We start from the raw sequence: 21342 nt of genomic DNA on the forward strand, positions 1-21342 counted from the left end.
CGTCGGAACAACTATGACTCAGCGGAAGTCCCGCGACCGCGAACCCACCCTCATGTCGATCGGATCCATCCGGTCGGCGACGACGGTGACGGCGCCGCTGGCGTTCTGCACGATGCCGCGGATCACCAGCGCCGGCGCCGTCTGGGCCAGTTTGCGGTACCGCGACCACACCCCGGGTGAGCACAGGATGTTGACCATCCCGGTCTCGTCCTCGAGGTTCAGGAAGGTCACCCCCTGCGCCGTCGCGGGCCGCTGCCGATGGGTGACCGCCCCGGCCACCAGCAGCCGGGTGCCGTCCGGGACGGACAACAGCCGCTCGGCCGGCACCACCCCGCGCGCATCCAGGTCGGCGCGCAGGAACTGCATCGGGTAGCTGTCCGGCGAGATGCCGGTGGCCCAGACGTCGGCGGCCGCCAACTCCAGCGCACTCATCCCGGGCAGCGCCGGAACATGGGACGACGTCCCCACTCCCGGGAGCCGGTCCGGTCGTTCGGCGGCGGCGGCCCCGGCCGCCCACAGCGCCTCGCGGCGGCTGATGCCGAAACAATTCAGCGCGCCCGCCGTCGCCAGGGCCTCGGTCTGCGGCACCGACAGCGGCACCCGGCCGGTGAGGTCCACCAGGGATTCGAACGGGCCGCCCCGGTCGCGCTCGGCCACCAGCCGCTGCGCCAACTCGTCCCCGATGTGCCGCACGGCCCCCAGCCCCAGCCGCACGTCGTCCCCGGCGTTCTCCAGGGTGGCGTGGGCCAGGCTCGCGTTCACGCACGCCCCGTGCACCCGCACCCCGTGCCGGCGGGCATCGGCGACCAATGACTGTGGCGAGTAGAAGCCCATCGGCTGGGCACGCAGCAGCGCGGCGCAGAACGCCGCGGGGTGATGCAGTTTGAGCCACGACGAGTAGAAGACCAGCGAGGCGAAGCTCAGCGCGTGGCTCTCCGGGAAGCCGAAGTTGGCGAACGCCTCCAGCTTCTCGTAGATCCGTTCGGCCAACGGCCCGGCGATCCCGTGTTTTTCGCGCAGACCGTCGTAGAAGCGGCCGCGCAGCCGGCGCATCTTCTCGGTGGAGCGCTTGGAGCCCATGGCCCGGCGCAGCTGGTCGGCCTCGGCCGGCGAGAATCCCGCGCAGTCCACCGCGACCTGCATGAGCTGCTCTTGAAAGAGCGGTATTCCCAAGGTTTTCCGCAGCGCCGGCTCCAGCGACGGATGGTCGTAGGTGACCGGTTCCAGACCGTTGCGACGACGGATGTAGGGGTGTACCGAGCCGCCCTGGATGGGTCCGGGCCGGATCAGCGCGACCTCGACCACCAGGTCGTAGAACTCCCGCGGCTTGAGCCTGGGCAGCGTGGCCATCTGGGCGCGCGATTCGACCTGGAACACCCCGACGGAGTCGGCGCGCTGCAGCATCTCGTAGACCGCCGGCTCGGAGAGGTCCAGTTTGGCGAAGTCCACCTCGATGCCCTTGTGCTCGGCCAGCAGGTCCACCGCATAGTGCAGGGCGGAGAGCATGCCCAGGCCCAGCAGATCGAACTTCACCAGACCGATGGCCGCGCAGTCGTCCTTATCCCATTGCAGCACACTGCGGTTGGCCATCCGCGCCCATTCCACCGGGCAGACGTCGGCGATCGGCCGATCGCAGATGACCATCCCGCCGGAGTGGATGCCCATATGCCGCGGCAGGTTCTTGATCTCGGTGGCCAGCTCGATCACCTGCGCCGGGATGTCGGCCACGTCCGGCGCCTCGGCCAGGCCGTTCCACCGGCTGATCTGCTTGCTCCACGCATCCTGCTGGCCCTGCGAGAAGCCCAGTGCGCGGGCCATGTCCCGCACCGCGCTGCGGCCGCGGTAGGTGATGACGTTGGCGACCTGCGCGGCGTAGTCGCGGCCGTAGCGGTCGTAGACGTACTGGATCACCAGTTCCCGCTGATCCGATTCGATGTCGATGTCGATGTCGGGCGGCCCGTCCCGCACCGGCGACAGGAAGCGTTCGAAGAGCAGGTCGTTGGCGATGGGGTCCACCGCGGTGATGCCCAGCGCGTAGCAGACCGCGGAGTTGGCGGCCGACCCCCGGCCCTGGCACAGGATCCGGTTGTCCCGGCAGAACCGGGTGATGTCGTGCACCACCAGGAAATAGCCCGGGAACTTCAGCGACTCGATGACGGCCAACTCGTGCTCGATCTGGGCGTAGGCCCGCTGTGACCGCTGCGGCGGGCCATACCGGTCGGCGGCGCCCGCGAGCACCAACTCGCGCAGCCAGCTGTCCTCGGTGTGACCGTCGGGGACGTCGAAGGGGGGCAGTTGCGGTGCGATCAGCTGCAGGCCGAATGCGCACTGCTCCCCCAGGTCCGCCGCGGCCCCGACAACCTCGGGGAAATCCCGGAACAACCGCGCCATCTCGTCACCCGAACGCAGGTGCGCGCCCCCCAGCGGCGCCAGCCAACCGGCGGCCTCGTCGAGGGACTGCCGCGCGCGGATGGCGCCCATGGCCATGGCCAGCCGACCGCGAGACGGCTCGGCGAAGTGCGCGCCCGTGGTCGCCACCGCCGTCACCCCGAACCGGCGCGCCAGCGCCACCAGGGCCGCATTGGTCTCGTGCTCACCCGGATGGCCGTGCCGGGTCAGTTCGACGCTGACCCGACTCCGCCCGAACCGGTCCACCAGGTCGGCCAGCGCGACCGCCGCCGCCTCCGGGCCCCCCTCGGAGAAAGCTTGGCGCACATGCCCTTTCCGACACCCGGTCAGGATGTGCCAGTGCCCGCCGGCCGCCTCGGTCAACGCGTCGAAGTCGTAGCGCGGCTTGCCCTTCTCCCCGCCGGCGAGGTGGGCGGCCGACAGCTGCCGGGACAGCCGGCGGTACCCCTCGGGGCCGCGGGCGAGGACCAGCAGGTGCGGGCCGGGCGGGTCCGGGGTGTCGGTGCGGTCGACATTGCCCAGCGACAATTCGGCGCCGAACACCGTGCGCACGTCGAGTTCGGCGGCGGCCTCGGCAAACCGCACCACACCGTAGAGCCCGTCGTGGTCGGTCAGCGCGATCGCCCGCAGGTCCAGCCGCGCCGCCTCCTCCACCAGCTCCTCCGGGGTGCTGGCGCCGTCGAGAAAGCTGTAGGCCGAATGCGCGTGCAGTTCGGCGTACGGCACCGCCGAACGCCGAACCGACGAGTCATCCGGGGCGCGATAGTCGGCCCGCCTGCTGGTCCAGGCCGGGCTGTCGCCGCCGTCGGGGACCGGTTCGGTCAGCGGCAGGCCGGCTCGGCGGGGCTTGCCGCTGAGCACCCGCTGCATCTCGCCCCAGCTCGGCGGCCCATTGCTCCAGCCCACCCCGCCATTCTATCGAACAAATGTTCGACAGCGAAGCCGGTCAGGGTTTGCGGGCCACGATGACGGGCATGCGCGCCGCCTGGGCCACCGAATTCGCCACCGAACCGAGCAACATCCCGGTGAACCCGCCGCGGCCGTGACTGCCGACCACCAGCAGCTGCGCATCTTCGGACTGCTTGACCAGAGCCTTGGCCGGCCGGCCCCACTCCACCACGCGCCGGACCGTGACGTCGGGATAGCGCTCCTGCCAACCGGCCAGCCGCTCGGCGAGGATGACGTGCGCGCGTTCCTCCAGCGTCGCGTAGTCCACCCCGGGGACCTCGATCACGTCGGCGTCGCTGACCGCATGGAACGCGATCAACTCGACGCCGCGGCGGGAGGCCACATCGAAGGCGATCGCGGTGGCGACCTCCGAGGCCGGCGAGCCGTCGATCCCCACCACCACCGGGGCCTGCGACGGCTGGTCCATCATGGGGTCCTCGTCGTGGATGACCGCCACCGGGCAGTGCGCGTGCCGCACCACGTTGGAACTGACCGAGCCGAGCAGCCCGCGCGCCAACGCGCCGCGGCCCCGGCTGCCCACCACCACCAGGTCGGCCTCGGCGGACAACTCGATCAGCACCGACTGCGACGGACCCGTCGGCATCTCGGTGCGCACCTCCACACCGCCGTCCGCCTCGGCGGCCGCCTGGGCCACCTTGGTTGCCTCGGCGAGGATTTCGCGGCCCTGCTCCTCCTGCCATTGCGAGTAGCTCGGCGGCATCGCCACCTCGGGCCACATCATCATCACCGGCGGACTGAGCACGTACACCAGGGTCAGCGGCACCTTGCGGGACGCCGCTTCGCGCGCGGCCCAGTCGACCGCCACGGTTGCCGACGGCGATCCGTCGACGCCGACCAGAATCCCTCGATGCGTCGTGGGCGCGGACATGTCGTCTTCCTTCCTCCGCGGGTCCTGTCGACCCGCACTGCCCACGACGTTAGCCGCACCGGAAGCGACGGGTAAGGGCACCGGGTCACCAGATTCTGGGGTCCTCGGTACTCAGATCGCCAGGCAACACAGCTGGTGGGCCTCGGCCACCGAGTCGGCCAGCGGCCGGTCGGTGGCGATGCGGTGCGCACTGTTCCAGCCCGCCTCGGCCTGCTGCTCGTCGATGCCGCGCGCGATCTCGGGCGTGGCATCCGAGGTACTGTTGCGGCGCTGCGCGATTCGCTGCTGCGCCTCGGCCAGCGGTGTGGTGCAGGCCATTTCGAGCAGGACGGCGTGGGCATTGGCCGCCACCTCGCGGGCGTGCTCGCGATGGACCCCATCGCGCCAGGTGCCGTCCAGGATCACCGATTCCCCCGCCGCGAGCATGCTGTGCGCGCGCCGGAGCACCACCTTGTACACCGTCGCCACGTTCTCCGGGGCGTACAGGCCGGCGTCGAGTTCGCCGGGCGCCCCGCCGATGACGTCGTCGCGTTCGAGATCCTTGCGTACGTCGTCGGTCGAGATCACCCGCGCACCGATTCGTTCGGCCAGCGAGCGCGCCAGCGTGGTCTTGCCGGTGCCGGGGCCACCGCCGACGAGCACCAGGCGCGGCACGGCCGCCCGCAGATGCTCCAGGGCCAACTCGAGGTGGCGTTCGGCGTCCGCGGCGGCCTCCGGGTGGCCTTGGCCGTGTCGGATGCAGTCGACCTTCGCCCGCACCACGGCCCGGTAGGCGATGTAGAAGTGCCGCAGCGACGACGGCGGGTCGTCGGCGGCGCTTGCGCAGTAGCGGTCCAGGAACACCTCGGCCAGGTCCGGCCGGCCCAGGAATTCCAGGTCCATGGCGAGGAAGGCGGCATCGTCGAGGCCGTCGACATGGCGCAGTGCGTCGTCGAAGTCCATGCAGTCCAGCAGGTTCGGATGCCCGTCGACGCAGAAGATGTCGTCGGCCATCAGGTCGCCGTGTCCGTCGACGATGCGGCGCAGGGAGATCCGGTCCGCGAACAGCACGGCGCGACCGGAGATGTACTGCCCCGACAGCTCCCTGATCCGGCGCACCGTCTCGGCCGAGACCACCGCGGCGGCGCCGGCACCGAACTTCTCGAGCTCGACGAGGTTGTCCTCCCACCGGCCCTTGACGGCGAGCACCCGCGCCTGCGCGTCGATCTCCCGGCCGCGGGCGGCGCGACCGTGGAATTCGGCCAGCACCGTCGCCACCCGCTCTACCTCGGCGCGCACCGTCTCGACGTTGTTGCGCACCCGCGTGCTCAGCCGGACCTCGTCGGGGTAGCGATTCATCACCAGGACCGGCTCGCGCTCCCCGGCCGACGGACCGTCCAGATGCGCAATGCCGACGTAGGCGTGCGGGGCCAGCCGATTGTTGAGCTCGAGTTCCCGGGCCAGCGCTTGTTCGCGCGCGTCCCGCGTGCTGAAGTCCAGGAAATCGGTGACCACGGGCCGCTTGGCCTTGTAGGCCCGGTCCCCCACCAGAATCACGACGCCGGTATGGGTTTCGCGCACCTGCGCGTAGGGCTGACCGATGGCGTGCACGTCGAGATCCCGGGGCATGACCCCGATACTGCCCACCGGTGGGCTCCTTGGCCAGTTGCGCTGGCCCCCAGCCTCCGATGACCAATGACCCTGGTCCTCGGGTCCCGACGACCCCAGGATGGAAGACAGCACATGGAAAGCGGGTGAGGAGATCATGTCCCGGACCATCGTCGACACCGAGGTGATCAAGCAGGCCGTGGCGGTCGCCTCCCGGGCACCGTCGCTGCACAACAGCCAGCCCTGGACCTGGGTGGCCGACGGCGGTGAGCTGCAATTGTTCGCCGACCGCAGTCGGGTGCTGCGCGCCGCCGACAGTGCGGGCCGCGAGGCGTTGGTCAGCTGCGGGGCCATGCTGGACCACCTGCGGATCGCGATGGCCGCGGCCGGCTGGCAGTCCTTCGTCGACCGGTTCCCCAACCCCAACGATCTGAGCCATCTGGCCTCGGTGCACTTCCAGCGCGCCGGCTACGTCACCGACGCGATGCGGGCCCGGGCCACCGCGATGCTGCGGCGGCGCACCGACCGACTGCCGTACCGGCCGCCCACCGACTGGGACATTCTCCGCCCGGTCCTGCGCGAACTGGTCGATTCCGACGTGGTGCACCTGCACGTCATCGACGAGGCGGGACGACGTGAGCTCGCCAGGGCGTCACGACGCACCGAGGCGCTGCGCCGCCAGGATCTCGAATACCAGTCCGAACTCGACTGGTGGACGGCGCCGTTCGAACTCGACGAGGGCATCCCGCGCAGCGCCCTGAACTCGGTGCCCGAGGCCGACCGGGTCGACGTCAACCGCGCCTTCCCCATCGACGGCCACCACGAGCGCCGGGTGGCGACCGGCCCCGACCAGGCCGCCATCCTGGTGCTCTCGACTCCGGAGGACAGCCGCGAGGACGCGCTGCTGGCCGGCGAGGCCCTGTCGACGGTGCTGCTCGAATGCACCGCGGTCGGGTTGGCGACGTGTACGGTCACCCATCTGACCGAGACCGAGGACGGCCGCGCAGCCATCACCGCAGCGTTGGGAACGTCCCGGTATCCGCAGGCGCTGATCCGGGTCGGCCGCGCACCGGCACTCGAGCAGTCACCGGCGCCGACCCCGCGCCGGCCGGTGTCCGACGTATTGAAGTTCCGGCGCTGACCCGCAGGGAGCCCGGATCGCCGAAATCGCTCCTGGTGCAGCGGTGCGGTATGCGATGCTCGCGGCAGGCGGAAGGGGAACCATGCTGGGCGTGCTGCGCCGAGTCCTCAATTTTCGGGTCAGTGTCGAGCAGCTCATCGAATTGGCGCTCTGGCTGGCCATCCCCTACCTGCTCGCCGGTGTGGTCTTCACCTTCCTGCACGCGGACACCGTCGACAGGTTCGAGTCCCGGCTGGAGACCCAGCTGCCCGCCGGGGCCAACCTGGTGGCCTTCGGCCAGACCACCGCCATGTGGCCGCTGCTGTGGGTCGCGCCCGACGTCTGCCGCTGACCTCCGGGTCCGTTGCCGGCCCACGAGGGCCGACCCGCCTGCCGGCGCCGCCACCCGGCATGGCTACATAGACATGTGTCAGAAAAGCTCAGCAACGTGCTGGACCTGCTGAAGGTCGAAGATCTCGGGGACGGGGCGTTCCTCGGGGCCCAGCCCCGCGACGACCGGAAGCGGGAGCGCGTCTACGGCGGCCAGGTTGCCGGGCAGGCCATTGCGGCAGCCGCGCGCACCACCTCGCGCCGGCCGCACAGCATGCACCTCTCGTTTCTGCGGCCCGGCGACACCGAGATCCCGCTGCGCTACGAGGTGGTGTCCCTGCGCGAGGGCCGGACCTTCTCCACCCGCCGCGTGACCGCCACCCAGGACGGCGTCGTGGTGATGGAGGCCATGGCGTCGTTCATCATCGACATCGACGGCGACGAATATCAGCAGCCGATGCCCGATGTGCCCGACCCCGAATCGCTGACACCCCTGGACGAACAGCTGCGCGAGTACCTGCCTCCCGACGACAAGTACCTCGAGATGGTCAAGTTCCGGGTGGCCGAGATGCGGTACATCGACCTGCCGCCGCGGCTCGCGGTCGATGCGGCGCCGGCCCAGGATCCGCGGCGTCGGATCTGGCTGCGGCTGGCCGACACCCCGCCGCCGGAACTGTTCTCCGATCCGGTGCTGGCCACCGGCCTGCTGGCCTACATCAGCGACTGGACGATCCTGGACCCGGTCCAGGTCGCCGTCGGCAAGACCTGGCAGGAGCTGGAGGTATTGGCCTCGCTGGACCATGCGATGTGGTGGCACCGGCCGGTCGATTTCTCCGATTGGTTGCTCTACGAGCAGCGGACCGGCACCGTCACCGGCGGCGTGGGTCTGGGCAGCGGCGCAATCTACAACCGGGACGGCTCGCTGGTCTGTACCGTGACCCAGGAAGGCTTCGTGGGAAGGCGACTGTAGATGCCGCGCATCGGTCAACTCGGGGCGAGGACACTGGCCGCGCTGTTCGCGGTCACGGTGATCGGGGCGTGCAGTTCCGGCCCGCCACCACCGCCGTCGATCACGCTCACACTGGTCCGGCACGCCGAATCCGAGGGCAACGTGTCGGGCTTCATCAACACCGAGGTGCCCGGTCCCGGGCTCACCCCGGAGGGCAAGCAGCAGGCCGAAGACCTCGCGGATGCATTGCGCGGCAAGGACTTCGACGGTATCTACGCATCCAACATGCTACGCGCCGAGCAGACGGCCGCGCCGCTGGCGGCCGAATTCGACGGCGCGGTCGAGGTACTGCCCGGACTACGCGAGATCGAGGCCGGCTGGTTCGAGGGCAAACCCGAGGATCAGATCGCCACGACGTACTTCCTGGCGCCGGTCCAATGGCTGGACGGCAACATGGACGCGGCCATCCCCGGATCGATCAGCGGCAAGGAGTTCAACGACCGGTTCACCGGGGCGGTCCAGGAAATCTACGCCAGCGGCGACAAGAATCCGGTGGCCGTGGCGCACGCCGGGTCCATCATGCTGTGGACGCTGCTGAACGCGGTGAACTCCCAGGAGAGTTTGCTGGTGAACCGCCCGCTGCCCAACACCGGCGTCGTGGCCCTCGAGGGCAACCCCACCACCGGCTGGCGCCTGGTCAGCTGGGACGGCCTGGCCCTGTAGATCTCCCCCGAGCCCTTCTTGATCTCCCCCGAGCCCTTCTGATCTCCCGCGAGCGTGTGTGTCCCCGGCCGACACGCCGAGAGATTCCCGTGGTCTGCGCACCCTCGGCACCCCAAATTGTCAAGATTGATTGACACGACGCGTCCGCCCGGCCACGATGCTCTCCATGAACTATGTCGTTACCGGCGGTACCGGGTTCATCGGCCGTCGCGTCGTGGGCCGAATCCTGCAGGCAGACCCGCAGGCCACCGTCTGGGTCCTGGTACGACGGGCGTCGCTGAGTCGCTTCGAACGCCTCGCCGCCGACTGGGGTGACCGGGTCCGCCCGCTGATCGGCGACCTCGCCGTCGCCGACCTCGGCCTGGCCGACGACGTCGAGGCCGAACTCGGCGCCGTCGACCACGTCGTGCACTGCGGGGCGGTCTACGACATCACCGCCGACGACGCCCGGCAGCGGGCGGCCAACGTCGAGGGCACCCGGGCGGTGATCGCCCTGGCCCGCCGGCTCGACGCCACCCTGCACCACGTGTCCTCCATCGCGGTCGCCGGAAACTACGCCGGCGTCTACACCGAGGCCGACTTCGACCTGGGCCAGGACCTGCCCACGCCCTACCATCAGACCAAGTTCGAGGCCGAGCAACTGGTCCGCACCACCGCCGGGCTGCGCTATCGGATCTACCGGCCCGCGGTCGTCGTCGGGGATTCCTCGACCGGGGAGATGGACAAGGTCGACGGGCCGTACTACTTCTTCCCCCTGCTGGCCAAGCTCGCGGCGCTGCCCCGGCTCACCCCGATCGCGCTGCCCGACACCGCCCACACCAACATCGTTCCGGTCGACTACGTCGTCGACGCCCTCGTCGCGCTGCTGCACGCCGAGGACCGTGACGGGCAGACGTTCCACCTGACCGCGCCGGAGTCGATCGGCCTGCGCGGCATCTACCGGGCGCTGGCGCCCACCGCCGGCCTGCCACCGCTGCGGGCGGCGCTGCCCCGCGTGTTCGCCAGCGGCTTCCTCGACGCCCGCGGCATCCTCAAGGTCTGGCGCAACATGGCCGTCACCCAGCTGGGGCTACCCGCCGAGGTCCTCGACGCCGTCGACCTGCCGACCACGTTCACCGCGGACGACACCCGAGAAGCGCTGCGCAGCACAGGGATAGAGGCGCCGGCGTTCTCCGACTACGCGCCGGCGTTGTGGCGGTACTGGGCCGAGCACCTCGACCCCGACCGCGCCCGCCGCAGCGAGCCCGGCGCCCCACTGGCCGGCCGGCACGTCGTCATCACCGGCGCCTCCAGCGGCATCGGCCGCGCGTCGGCCCTCGCCGTCGCCGCCCGCGGCGCCGTCGTGTTCGTGCTGGCACGCAACGGCGCGGCGCTCGACGACCTGGTCGACGAGATTCAGGCCACCGGCGGGCAGGCCCACGCATTCACCTGCGACGTCACCGATTCCGATTCGGTCGACGCCACGGTGAAGGACATCCTGGGCCGGTTCGGCCATGTCGACTACCTGGTGAACAACGCCGGCCGGTCCATTCGCCGGTCGGTCGAGGCGTCCACCGACCGCCTGCACGACTACGAGCGGGTGATGGCCGTCAACTACTTCGGGGCGGTGCGGATGGTGCTCGCGCTGCTGCCGCACTGGCGTGAACGCCGCTTCGGCCACGTCGTCAACGTCTCCAGCGCCGGGGTGCAGGCCTCATCCCCGCGCTATTCGGCGTACGTGCCGACCAAGGCCGCCCTGGACGCGTTCGCCGAAGTGGTGGCCGCCGAGACGCTGTCGGACCACGTCACGTTCACCAGCATCCACATGCCGCTGGTTCGCACCCCGATGATCGTTCCGTCCAAGCGGCTCAACCCGATTCCGGCGATCAGCGCCGAACACGCCGCGGCCATGGTGGTCCGCGGTCTGGTGGAGAAGCCGGTGCGCATCGACACGCCCCTGGGCACGCTGTCCGATGCCGGTCGCTACTTCACCCCGAAGCTGGCCCGGCGAATCCTGCACCAGGTGTACCTCGGGTACCCGGATTCGGCGGCGGCCCGCGGCCAGGCCACGGCGGCCCCGCCGACGGCACCACCACGACGCCCCCGCAAGCCCGCCAGTCCGGTGCGCGCGGCCCGCAGGCTCGGCGTGCCCCGCACCGTGAAGCGGACCGTGCGAGCCCTCCCCGGCGTGCACTGGTAACCGCCGGCGATAGCATGGCCGCATGCCCGCGGTCTTCGCCGATCTGGATACCGGCGTCGACGACGCCATGGCCTTGATGTACCTGCTCGCCAGCGCGGAGGTGGATCTGGTCGGCATCGCCTCGACCGCCGGAAACGTTTCCGCACACCAGGTTTGCCGCAACAACCGGGCACTGTTGGAGCTCTGCGGACGCCCGGAGATCCCGGTGTCGTTGGGCAGCGAACAGCCGTTGAGCATCCCGCTTCGCACCGCCGAGGACACCCACGGCCCCGCCGGCCTCGGCTACGCCGAACTCGCCGACCCGACCGCCGCACCGACCGCCCATGACGCCGCGCAGGCCTGGATCCGGGCGGCCCGCGCGCATCCCGGCGAACTCGTCGGGCTGGTCACCGGCCCGATGACCAACCTGGCGCTGGCGCTGCGCGCCGACCCGGAGCTGCCGCAGCTGCTGCGTCGCCTGGTCATCATGGGCGGTTCGTTCGATTACCGCGGCAACACCAGCCCGGTGACGGAGTGGAACATCCACGTCGACCCGGAAGCCGCCGCGGAGGTCTTCGCCGCCTTCGGGGAACGCGCCGAACACACCGGGGAGCTGCCGCTGGTGTGTGGGCTGAACATCACCGAAAGCATTGTGCTGACCCCGCAGATCTTGGCCCGGCTGGCGGCCGCCGCCGGCACCGAGGCCGCCACCATGAGTCCCGACGACGACCTCGGGACCCGTTCGGCTGCCGGCAATCCGCTGATCCGGGTGCTCGAGGACGCCATGCGGTTCTACTTCGAGTTTCACCACCGCCAGGGCGAGGGGTATCTGGCACACCTGCACGACCCGTTCGCCGCGGCGGTCGCGCTGGACCCCGCGCTGGTGACGGCGCGGCCGGCCACCATCGACGTCGAGCTGCACGGCACACTCACGCGCGGCATGACGGTCGCCGACATCGCCGGGCACTGGGGCCGGGAGCCCAACGCCGCCATCGTCGTCGGGGGCGCACCGCAGGCCACCCGCCCGCTGGCCGAGGTGTTCTTCGACCGGTTCATCGAACGCGTCGGGGTGTTCCTGCGGCGCTTGAGCTAATCGCTACTCATAGGCACCCTCCACATACCAGCGCCGGCGGCGGTAGCACAGCAGCAGCGCCGGCCCCGGCTCGGTCGCCGAGGCGTCCTCGAGCAGCACCTGGGCGCGCGCGGTCCGGCCGGGCGCCTCCTGATCCCACCAGCGCTCGTCGACCGGCCACGGCCCCGTCCACCAACGCAGTGCCCCGCTGTGGGCGCGATGCCCGGCGGCCAACCGGGCCGGCTCGGAGGAGAACAATCCCCGGGTGGTCACCCGCACCGGATTGCCTTGGGCATCAAGAAGATCCACCGGCTCGTCGAGTAGGACCGCCGGCGCCGGCTCCGGCAGTCGGCCCGGCCATGGCCGATCCGGATCCGCTCTCGGCACCAACTCGTCACCCAGCGGAGTCAACGTGATGCGCTCAGCGGGACCTCGTCCGCCGCTGAGCACCGGCAACTGCACGGCATCGGGGCCGAGCAGGCCCTGCACCCGGACCAGGGCGCGGCGTGCCCGCAGCCGGTCCTCGTCGCCCACCCCACCCCACAACGGCAGCTGCAGCGCTCCGGCGGAGACCAACTCCACCGGGTGCAGCCGCAGCGTCGTGATGGGGCCGGTGGGACGGTCGGCGAGGTGCCTTCGATTCAGCCAGCCGTCCAACTGCCAACGGATGCGGTCGGCGGTGGCGTCCTCGGTCAGCGGCTCGGCGCACCGCCACACCCGGTGCAACTCCTCGCCGGTACTGGTCACCGCCTGGATCGCCAGCCGGGTGCAACCCACGCCGGCGGCTTCCAGGCTGCGGTGCAACTCACCGGCCAAGGTCCGGCCCGCGAAGGCCGCCGCGTCGACCCGATCGATGGGCGGGTCGCAGTCCAGTACCGCGTCGCGTTCGGGCGGCAGCTCACGGCCCGACGGGGCCCGCATCGGCTCGGCCCGGACCATCCGATGGGCCACCACGGCATCCGCGCCGAACCGCGAGGCCACATCGGTGCGGGGCAGCTCGGCAAACCGGCCGAAGGTGCGGATCCCCATCCGCCACAACAGATCCGCCAGCTCGTCGCGGCCGGGGGCGGAAAGGCTCGGCTCGGCCGCCAGCTGCCGGATCGACAGGTCCGACAGGAACTGCGCATCACCGCCCGGGGCGACGATGCGCCCGGCCCGGGCGGCGAACACCGCGGTGGGCAGTTGATCGGCGACACCGATCTGGCATTCGGCTCCCGCCGCGGCCACGGCGTCGATCAGCCGTTCGCCGGCTTCCTGCTCGGAGCCGAAGTACCGCGCGGCTCCGCGCACCGACAGCGCCAGCAGCCCGGGGCGCAGCACCTCGGCGCGCGGGACCAGGTCGTCGACCGCCGCGATCACCCCTTCGAAGAGCCGCGCGTCCCGGCCCGGATCCGCGGCCACCACATGCAATTGCGGGCAGCGGGCCTGCGATTCCCGCCGACGCAGCCCGCGCCGGACCCCGGCCACCCGGGCCGACGACGAACAGGCCACCACCCGGTTGGCCAACGTCACCGCCACCGGGGCCGTTTCCGGCAGCCCCCCGGCCAGCGCGGCGGCCACCGCCGGCCAGTCCATGCACCACAGCGCCAACACCCGCGTGGTCATGTCAACCCGCTCGGGCGCATCGACCCCGGGCGCGCAGGGCCAGCCGGACCTCGCCGACCCGCCCTGCGCCGGACCCACCGGTCAGCTCATAGCCCCGCACCCGGGCGTCCAACCGCACCTGGGCGCCCGGCCAGTCGGACCCGGTGACCAGCAGGGTGCAGCCCTTGTGCCGGGCGCGCGCCATCATGGACCTGGACCGCGTCGGCGCGACCGAGCGCCCGCTCAGATCGAGCACCACCAGATCCATGCCGTCCATCAACACCGTGGCCACCTCGAGCGGGTCGGCGCCGGGGTCGGGGATCACCGCCAACCGGCTCAGGTCCGCCCCCATCTCCACGGCCGCCAGCAGGCTGGCCCGCGGGTCGCCCACGATGGCCGCGTACCCGCCGCCCGCGGTCACCGCGGCGACCATGTTCAGCGGCAGCGAACGCGCGCCCGTCAGCACCCCGACCACCCCGCGCGGCAACCCCCGGGGCAGCAGTCCGGCCAGCGATTCCGGCACCGGCAGCAAAGATTCTGCGGCAGGAGCGGGGCTCCCCGCACCCTGATGGCCGCGCCGGGAGGCGCCGACCTTCCCAGACACCGCAGCAATCTGCCGCCGCAGCTGTTCCACCTGTTCAGAGCGGTTTTCCGGGTACCGGTTCAGGGAAAGCGCCGCTGTCATCGCCCGCCTTTCAGCTCGTCAGGGCTCCGCCGTGTTCGAAAATATGTTCGATAGAGCGAGTAAACACCCACCCACCGACAGCGTCAAGCGAGCGAGACGGCAGAGACGCACGTGACTCCAGTGGCGATCCAGCGCCGAAAGCAGCGGCCGACGACACCGTCCGGGCACGCCGAAATCGCCCGGGATGCCCCGGGCCGACCGGTCGGATCAGCGGGGGCCGGCTACTCCCACTCGATGGTGCCCGGCGGCTTGCTGGTCACATCCAGCACCACCCGGTTGACCTCGGGCACCTCGTTGGTGATCCGGGTCGAGATGCGCTCCAGCACCTCGTAGGGCACCCGCGTCCAGTCGGCCGTCATGGCGTCCTCGCTGGAGACCGGGCGCAGCACCACCGGATGCCCGTAGGTGCGCCCGTCGCCCTGCACCCCCACCGACCGGACATCGGCGAGCAACACCACCGGGCACTGCCAGATCTGGCTGTCCTGACCGGCGGCGGTGAGTTCCTCGCGGGCAATGGAATCCGCGCGCCGCAGCATGTCGAGACGCTCGGCGGTCACCTCGCCGATGATCCTGATGGCCAAGCCGGGCCCCGGGAACGGTTGGCGGGCAACGATTTCCTCGGGCAAGCCCAGCTCCCGGCCGACCGCGCGCACCTCGTCCTTGAACAGCAGTCGCAACGGCTCGACGAGCTTGAACTTCAGGTCGTCGGGCAGCCCGCCGACGTTGTGGTGGCTCTTGATGTTGGCCGCGCCGCTGCCGCCGCCGGACTCCACCACATCGGGATACAGCGTGCCCTGAACCAGAAACTCGGTCTCGTCGGCAGGGTCGTCCTGCACGGCGTCGCGGACCGCGCGCTCGAAGGCCCGGATGAACTCTCGACCGATGATCTTGCGCTTACCCTCCGGATTCGTCACTCCGGAAAGCGCTTCCAGGAAACGGGTTTCGGCGTCGACGGTCACCAACCGCGCACCCGTCGCGGCGACGAAATCACGCTGCACCTGGGTGCGTTCGCCGGCCCGCAGCAGACCGTGGTCGACGAACACACACGTCAAGCGGTCACCGATGGCGCGCTGCACCAGCGCGGCGGCCACCGCGGAGTCGACCCCACCGGAGAGCCCACAGATCGCGTGGCCGTCGCCGATCTGCTCGCGCACCTGCTCGATCAGCGCCTCGGCAATGTTGGCCGCCGTCCACGACGCGTCGATCCCGGCGAACTCATGCAGGAATCGGCCGAGCACCTGCTGGCCGTGCGGGGAATGGAGCACCTCGGGGTGGTACTGCACCCCGGCGAGTCGCCGGGCCCGGTCCTCGAAGGCGGCGACCGGCGCGCCCGCGCTGCTGGCCACCACGCTGAAGCCCGCCGGCGCGGCCGTGACCGCGTCGCCGTGGCTCATCCACACCGGCTGGGTATCCGGCAACCCCGAATGCAGTTCACCGCCAGTCACTTTCAGTTCGGTGCGGCCGTACTCGCTGGTGCCGGTCCGCTCGACGGTGCCGCCCAGCGCCTGCGCCATGGCCTGAAAGCCGTAGCAGATGCCGAACACCGGAACATCCAGGTCGAACAACGCGGGATCGAGGCGGGGTGCGTCCTCGGCGTACACGCTGGCCGGTCCGCCCGAGAGCACGATGGCCCGCGGGTCCTTGGCCTTGATCTCCTCGACCGTGGCGGTGTGCGGGACGACCTCGGAGAACACCCGAGCTTCACGAACCCGCCGGGCGATCAGCTGGGCATACTGCGCGCCGAAATCGACCACGAGGACGGGACGGGGTGAGGGCTGCGAATCCACTGGCTCAGTCTAGTAGCGGTCCATTCCGGAGGCGGCCCACCGTCACCCCGCCGAGTTCACCGGTTCGATCGGCAGCCTGCGCAGGGCACCCGGGGCATCGGCCGGCACCACCGGGTGCCGCGGCGCGATGGGGTCCAGCCGACGGTAGGGCTGCCCTTGAACCGGCCGCAGATCCTGTTCGCCCTTGTTGGGCCACAGCGCCGCGGCGCGTTCGGCCTGCGCGGTGATCGACAGCGACGGGTTCACCCCCAGGTTGGCCGAGATCGCGGCGCCGTCCATGACCGACAGCGTCGGATACCCGTAAACCCGCTGATAGGGGTCGATCACGCCGTGTTCGGGGCCGTCGCCGATGGCCGCCCCGCCCAGGAAGTGCGCCGTGAGCGGGATGTTGAACAGCTCGCCCCAGGTGCCACCGGCGACGCCGTCGATCTTGGCGGCGACCCGGCGGGTGACCTCGTTGCCGGCCGGGATCCAGGTGGGGTTGGGCTCGCCGTGGCCCTGCTTGCTCGAGTAGCGACGGATGCCGAAGGGCCCCTTCTTGGTGAACGTGGTGATCGAGTTGTCCAGGTGTTGCATCACCAACGCGATCAGGGTGCGCTCACTCCAGCGTCGTACGTTGAGCAACCGCAACGTGCCGCGCGGATCCTGGGCAGCGTTGCTGAACAACTGCTTCCAACGCGGCACATCGGTGCCCTGCGGTCCGGGACCGTCGGTCATCAGGGTCTGCAGCAGGCCCATCGCGTTGGAGCCCTTGCCGTAGCGCACCGGTTCGATGTGGGTGTCCGGGGTCGGGTGGATCGACGAGGTGATCGCCACGCCGTGAGTCAGGTCCAGGTCGTCGCCCACCTCCAGGCGCCCCGCCCCGACGATGGATTCCGAGTTGGTCCGGGTCAACACGCCGAGCTGATCGGACAGCTTCGGCAACCGCCCCGTATCCCGCATCTTGAACAGCAGCTTCTGCGTGCCGTAGGTGCCGGCGGCCAGGATCACGTGGGTGGCAGTGAACGTCCGGCGGCGACGCCGCAGCAATCGACCGGTCCCGGTGGTCCGCACCTCCCACACGCCGTCGGGCCGCTGGCCGAAGCCGGTCACCGTCGTCATCGGAAACACCTGCGCCCCCGCGGATTCCGCCAACCCCAGGTAGTTCTTGACCAGGGTGTTCTTGGCTCCGTACCGGCACCCGGTCATGCACGCACCGCATTCGATGCAACCGGTACGTTCCGGGCCGGCGCCGCCGAAGTAGGGGTCGGGCACCCGCTGGCCGGGCGTCTTGGTGCCGTCGGGGCCGAAGAACACGCCGACCGGCGTCGGCACGAAGGTCTCGCCGACGCCCATCTCGTCGGCCACCTCCTTCATGATCCGGTCGGCGTCGGTGAACGTCGGGTTGGTGACGACGCCGAACATCCGCTTGGCCTGCTCGTAGTGCGGCATGAGCTCGGCGCGCCAGTCGGTGATGTGGGCCCACTGCTTGTCGGCGAAGAACGGCTCGGGCGGCACGTAGAGGGTGTTGGCGTAGTTGAGCGAGCCGCCCCCGACGCCGGCGCCCGCCAGGATCATCACGTTGCGCAGCAGGTGGATCCGCTGGATGCCGTAGCAACCCAGCTTCGGTGCCCACAGGAACTTCCGCAGGTTCCACGAGGTCTTGGCGAAGTCGGCGTCGGCGAAGCGCCGGCCCGCTTCCAGCACAGCCACCCGGTAGCCCTTTTCGGTGAGCCGCAGCGCCGAGACGCTGCCCCCGAAGCCCGAGCCAATGATGAGAACGTCGTAATCCGGCTCCATGGGAGCCAGTATGGCTGTACTCGCCGGTAACTTTCCACTGAGTACCCGAGTACGCGCCGAGCGCGGCACCTAGCTCCCGACCGTCAGGCCGACCTTCTGGAACTCCTTGAGGTCGCAGTACCCGGCCTTGGCCATCGAACGCCGCAGGCCACCGACCAGATTCAACGAACCGAACGGGTCGTCGGACGGACCGCTGAGCACCTGATCCAACGACGGCCGCTCGCCGTGCGCGATCTGCAGCAGCGCGCCGCGCGGCAGCGACGGGTGCGCCGCGGCCGCCGGCCAGAACCAGCCGTCGCCCAGCGCCTCCGCGGCCTGGGCCAGCGGTGTTCCGAGCACCACGGCGTCCGCGCCGCAGGCGATCGCCTTGGCCAGCTCACCGGAGGTGTGGATGTCGCCGTCGGCCAGCACGTGCACGTACCGGCCGCCCGTCTCGTCGAGGTACTCGCGGCGCGCGGCCGCGGCATCGGCGATCGCGGTGGCCATCGGCACGCTGATGCCGAGTACCTCGTCGCTCGTGGTGGCGCCGGCCGTCGACCCGTAGCCGACGATCACGCCGGCCGCGCCGGTGCGCATCAGGTGCAGGGCGGTGCGGTGATCGAGCACGCCGCCGGCGACGACGGGCACATCGAGTTCGGAGATGAAGGTCTTGAGGTTCAGCGGTTCACCGTTGGAGGCCACCCGCTCGGCGGAGACGATGGTGCCCTGGATGACCAGCAGGTCGATGCCGGCCGCGACCAGGGTCGGGGTCAGCGCCTGCGCGTTCTGCGGGCTCACCCGGACGGCGGTGGTCACGCCCGCGTCCCGCACCTTCGACACCGCGGCGCCCAGCAGGTCGAGGTCCAACGGCGCCGCGTGCAGCTGCTGCAGCAGGCGCACGGCGGCGGTCGGCTCGGGCTCCTTGGCGGCGGCCTCGACCACCTGCGCGACCTTGGCCTCGACGTCGGCGTGCCGACCGATCAGGCCCTCACCGTTGATGACGCCCAATCCGCCGCGCCGGCCCAGCTCTATCGCGAACTCGACCGACACCAGCGCGTCGGTCGGATGGCTGACCACCGGGATCTCGAACCGGTAGGCATCGAGCTGCCAGGCCGTCGACACGTCCTGGCTCGACCGGGTGCGCCGGGCGGGCACGATATTGATGTCGGCGAGTTCGTAGGTGCGCCGCGCGGTGCGGCCCATGCCGATTTCAACCAAGTCACGCACTGATCAAATCCCCCTAGCGCGCGTAGTAGTTCGGAGCTTCGACGGTCATCGTGATGTCGTGCGGGTGGCTCTCCTTGAGCCCCGCCGGCGTGATCCGCACGAATTGCGCCTGCTGCAACTGTTCGATGCTGGACGCGCCGGTGTAGCCCATCGCGGCCCGCAGGCCGCCGGTGAGCTGATGGATGACCGTCGACAACGGCCCCCGGAACGGCACCCGGCCCTCGATGCCCTCGGGGACCAGCTTGTCCTCGGAGAGCACATCGTCCTGGAAGTAGCGGTCCTTGGAGTAGGACTTGGCCAGCCCGCCGGTGGCGCCGCGGCCCTGCATGGCACCGAGTGACCCCATGCCGCGGTAGCTCTTGAACTGCTTGCCGTTGACGAAGATCAGCTCGCCCGGCGATTCGGCCGTGCCGGCCAGCAGTGAGCCCAGCATGGTCGTCGACGCGCCCGCGGCCAACGCCTTGGCGATGTCGCCCGAGTACTGCAGCCCGCCGTCGGCGATCACCGGCACCCCGGCCGGCCCGCAGACCGCGACGGCCTCCAGGATCGCGGTGATCTGGGGCGCGCCCACGCCGGCGACCACGCGGGTGGTGCAGATCGAGCCGGGACCCACCCCGACCTTGACCGCGTCGGCGCCCGCCTCGACCAGCGCGGCGGCCGCGCTGCGGGTGGCGACGTTGCCGCCGACCACCTCGACCCGGTCCCCCACCTCGGCCTTGAGCTTGCCGACCATCTCCAGCACCATCCGGTTGTGGGCGTGCGCGGTGTCGACGATCAGCACGTCGACGCCGGCGTCGGTGAGCGCCATGGCGCGTTCCCAGGCGTCCTCACCCACGCCGACGGCGGCGCCGACCAGCAGCCGACCGTCGCTGTCCTTGGTGGCGTTGGGATGTTGTTCGGTCTTGACGAAATCCTTGACCGTGATCAGGCCGGTGAGCTTGCCGTTGCCGTCGACGATCGGCAGCTTCTCGATCTTGTGGCGACGCAGCAGGCCCAGCGCCGCGTCGGCGCTGACGCCCTCGCGCGCGGTGATCAGCGGCGTCTTGGTCATCACCTCCGACACCGGCTTGTTCAGGTCGACCTCGAAGCGCATGTCGCGGTTGGTGATGATCCCGACCAGCAGGCCGGCGTCGTCCACCACGGGCAGCCCGGAGATCCGGAACCGCGCGCACATCGCGTCGACCTCGGCCAGCGTGTTCGTCGGCGAGCAGGTGACCGGGTCGGTGACCATGCCCGCCTCGGACCGCTTCACGGTCTCCACCTGACCGGCCTGTTCGGCCAGCGGGAGGTTCCGGTGCAGCACGCCCATGCCGCCGGCCCGGGCCATGGCGATGGCCATCCGGGACTCGGTGACCGTGTCCATCGCGGAGCTGACCAGCGGCACCTTGAGCCGGATCTTGCGGGTCAGCTGGCTGGAGGTGTCCGCCGCGGCGGGAATCACGTCCGAGGCGGCGGGCAGCAGCAGCACGTCATCGAACGTCAAACCCAACATCGCGACCTTGTGCGGATCATCGCCGCCGGTCGGAACCGCGGTGTGCTCGGCGTCGGATACGGGTCGGGATACTGCTTGTGCCATCGGGGCGGCCTCCACTAAGGCATACGGGGCGAGAGTGCCATCCTATCGGCTCACCGCGACGGCGCCGCCCGCCCCGCGGAGGCGGGTATCGCTGGCTTCGCCCAGCACGGCTGCGTAGGGTGGAGGCGTGCGCGACCATCTACCTCCGGGATTGCCGCCAGACCCGTTCGCCGATGACCCCAGTGACCCCTCGGCCGCCTTGGACGACATCGAGCCGGGGCAGCCGCTGGACCCGCAGGAGCGGTCCGCGGTCGAGGCCGACCTCGCCGATCTCGCGGTCTACGAATCGCTGTTGGCGCACAAGGGATTCCGCGGGCTGGTGGTCTGCTGCGACGAGTGCCAGCAGGACCACTACCACGACTGGGACATGCTGCGCGCGAACCTGCTGCAGCTGCTCGTGGACGGCACCGTGCGCCCGCACGAGCCCGCCTACGACCCCGAACCCGACGCGTACGTCACCTGGGACTACTGCCGCGGCTACGCCGACGCCTCGCTGAACGAGGCCGCCTCGGAAAGCGACGGCTACCGCTAACCCCGCAG

16 protein-coding genes are annotated in these 21342 nt (G+C 70.6%); 7 read left to right on the forward strand and 9 right to left on the reverse strand.

Features of this window, described 5'->3' with window-relative positions; all coding sequences use genetic code 11:
• Window positions 1-18 precede the first annotated feature (18 nt).
• From R2K23_RS17525 to R2K23_RS17535, 3 genes are all read right to left on the reverse strand, one after another.
• Entirely contained in the window at window positions 19-3315 is a 3297-nt protein-coding gene (locus tag R2K23_RS17525) for an error-prone DNA polymerase (RefSeq protein WP_316510828.1), read from the reverse strand.
• 40 nt (window positions 3316-3355) lie between these two features.
• A complete protein-coding gene (locus tag R2K23_RS17530; protein ID WP_316510829.1) occupies window positions 3356-4246 on the reverse strand; it encodes a universal stress protein in 891 nt (296 codons plus the stop codon).
• Between the two features lie 111 nt (window positions 4247-4357).
• Window positions 4358-5872: a bifunctional aminoglycoside phosphotransferase/ATP-binding protein gene (locus R2K23_RS17535; protein ID WP_316510830.1), complete on the reverse strand. Its 1515-nt coding sequence runs from the start codon at window positions 5870-5872 to the stop codon at window positions 4358-4360.
• An 82-nt stretch (window positions 5873-5954) separates the two neighbouring features.
• On the opposite strand from R2K23_RS17535, the gene R2K23_RS17540 reads away from it, so the two are divergent.
• From R2K23_RS17540 to R2K23_RS17565, 6 genes are all read left to right on the forward strand, one after another.
• Window positions 5955-6974 (forward strand): Acg family FMN-binding oxidoreductase, encoded by a 1020-nt coding sequence (locus R2K23_RS17540; RefSeq protein ID WP_316510831.1) that lies wholly within the window; start codon window positions 5955-5957, stop codon window positions 6972-6974.
• An 82-nt stretch (window positions 6975-7056) separates the two neighbouring features.
• Window positions 7057-7305, forward strand: coding sequence for a hypothetical protein (locus R2K23_RS17545; RefSeq protein WP_316510832.1), 249 nt, complete (start codon window positions 7057-7059; stop codon window positions 7303-7305).
• A gap of 75 nt (window positions 7306-7380) precedes the next feature.
• On the forward strand, window positions 7381-8253 hold the full coding sequence (locus R2K23_RS17550; protein ID WP_316510833.1) for an acyl-CoA thioesterase: 873 nt from the start codon (window positions 7381-7383) through the stop codon (window positions 8251-8253).
• Window positions 8254-8955 carry a histidine phosphatase family protein gene (locus R2K23_RS17555; protein WP_316510834.1) on the forward strand — a complete coding sequence of 234 codons (702 nt, stop codon included), beginning with the start codon at window positions 8254-8256 and terminating at the stop codon, window positions 8953-8955. It begins immediately after the preceding gene.
• Window positions 8956-9121: 166 nt separating this feature from the next.
• Complete coding sequence (locus R2K23_RS17560) at window positions 9122-11134, forward strand: SDR family oxidoreductase (protein WP_316510835.1); 2013 nt, start codon at window positions 9122-9124, stop codon at window positions 11132-11134.
• 22 nt (window positions 11135-11156) lie between these two features.
• Complete coding sequence (locus R2K23_RS17565) at window positions 11157-12206, forward strand: nucleoside hydrolase (protein ID WP_316510836.1); 1050 nt, start codon at window positions 11157-11159, stop codon at window positions 12204-12206.
• Between the two features lie 3 nt (window positions 12207-12209).
• Here the strand turns inward: R2K23_RS17565 and R2K23_RS17570 are convergent, their stop codons facing one another.
• The 6 genes from R2K23_RS17570 to guaB form a co-directional block, all read right to left on the reverse strand.
• A complete protein-coding gene (locus R2K23_RS17570; protein WP_316510837.1) occupies window positions 12210-13790 on the reverse strand; it encodes a DNA polymerase Y family protein in 1581 nt (526 codons plus the stop codon).
• A 1-nt stretch (window position 13791) separates the two neighbouring features.
• A complete protein-coding gene (locus tag R2K23_RS17575) occupies window positions 13792-14454 on the reverse strand; it encodes a hypothetical protein (RefSeq protein ID WP_316510838.1) in 663 nt (220 codons plus the stop codon).
• Between the two features lie 221 nt (window positions 14455-14675).
• Window positions 14676-16241, reverse strand: a complete 1566-nt coding sequence (gene guaA, locus R2K23_RS17580) for a glutamine-hydrolyzing GMP synthase (RefSeq protein ID WP_316510839.1) — start codon at window positions 16239-16241, stop codon at window positions 14676-14678.
• Window positions 16242-16283: 42 nt separating this feature from the next.
• On the reverse strand, window positions 16284-18020 hold the full coding sequence (locus R2K23_RS17585; RefSeq protein WP_316510840.1) for a GMC family oxidoreductase: 1737 nt from the start codon (window positions 18018-18020) through the stop codon (window positions 16284-16286).
• Window positions 18021-18089: 69 nt separating this feature from the next.
• Entirely contained in the window at window positions 18090-19217 is a 1128-nt protein-coding gene (locus tag R2K23_RS17590; RefSeq protein WP_316517373.1) for a GuaB3 family IMP dehydrogenase-related protein, read from the reverse strand.
• Between the two features lie 22 nt (window positions 19218-19239).
• Window positions 19240-20802 carry an IMP dehydrogenase gene (guaB, locus tag R2K23_RS17595; RefSeq protein ID WP_316510841.1) on the reverse strand — a complete coding sequence of 521 codons (1563 nt, stop codon included), beginning with the start codon at window positions 20800-20802 and terminating at the stop codon, window positions 19240-19242.
• Window positions 20803-20929: 127 nt separating this feature from the next.
• Between guaB and R2K23_RS17600 the strand changes: the two genes are divergently transcribed.
• Entirely contained in the window at window positions 20930-21334 is a 405-nt protein-coding gene (locus R2K23_RS17600) for a DUF5319 domain-containing protein (RefSeq protein WP_316510842.1), read from the forward strand.
• The last annotated feature ends 8 nt before the right edge of the window (window positions 21335-21342 follow it).

The sequence above is a fragment of the Mycolicibacterium sp. MU0050 genome, from assembly GCF_963378085.1.
Classification (GTDB): domain Bacteria; phylum Actinomycetota; class Actinomycetes; order Mycobacteriales; family Mycobacteriaceae; genus Mycobacterium; species Mycobacterium wendilense.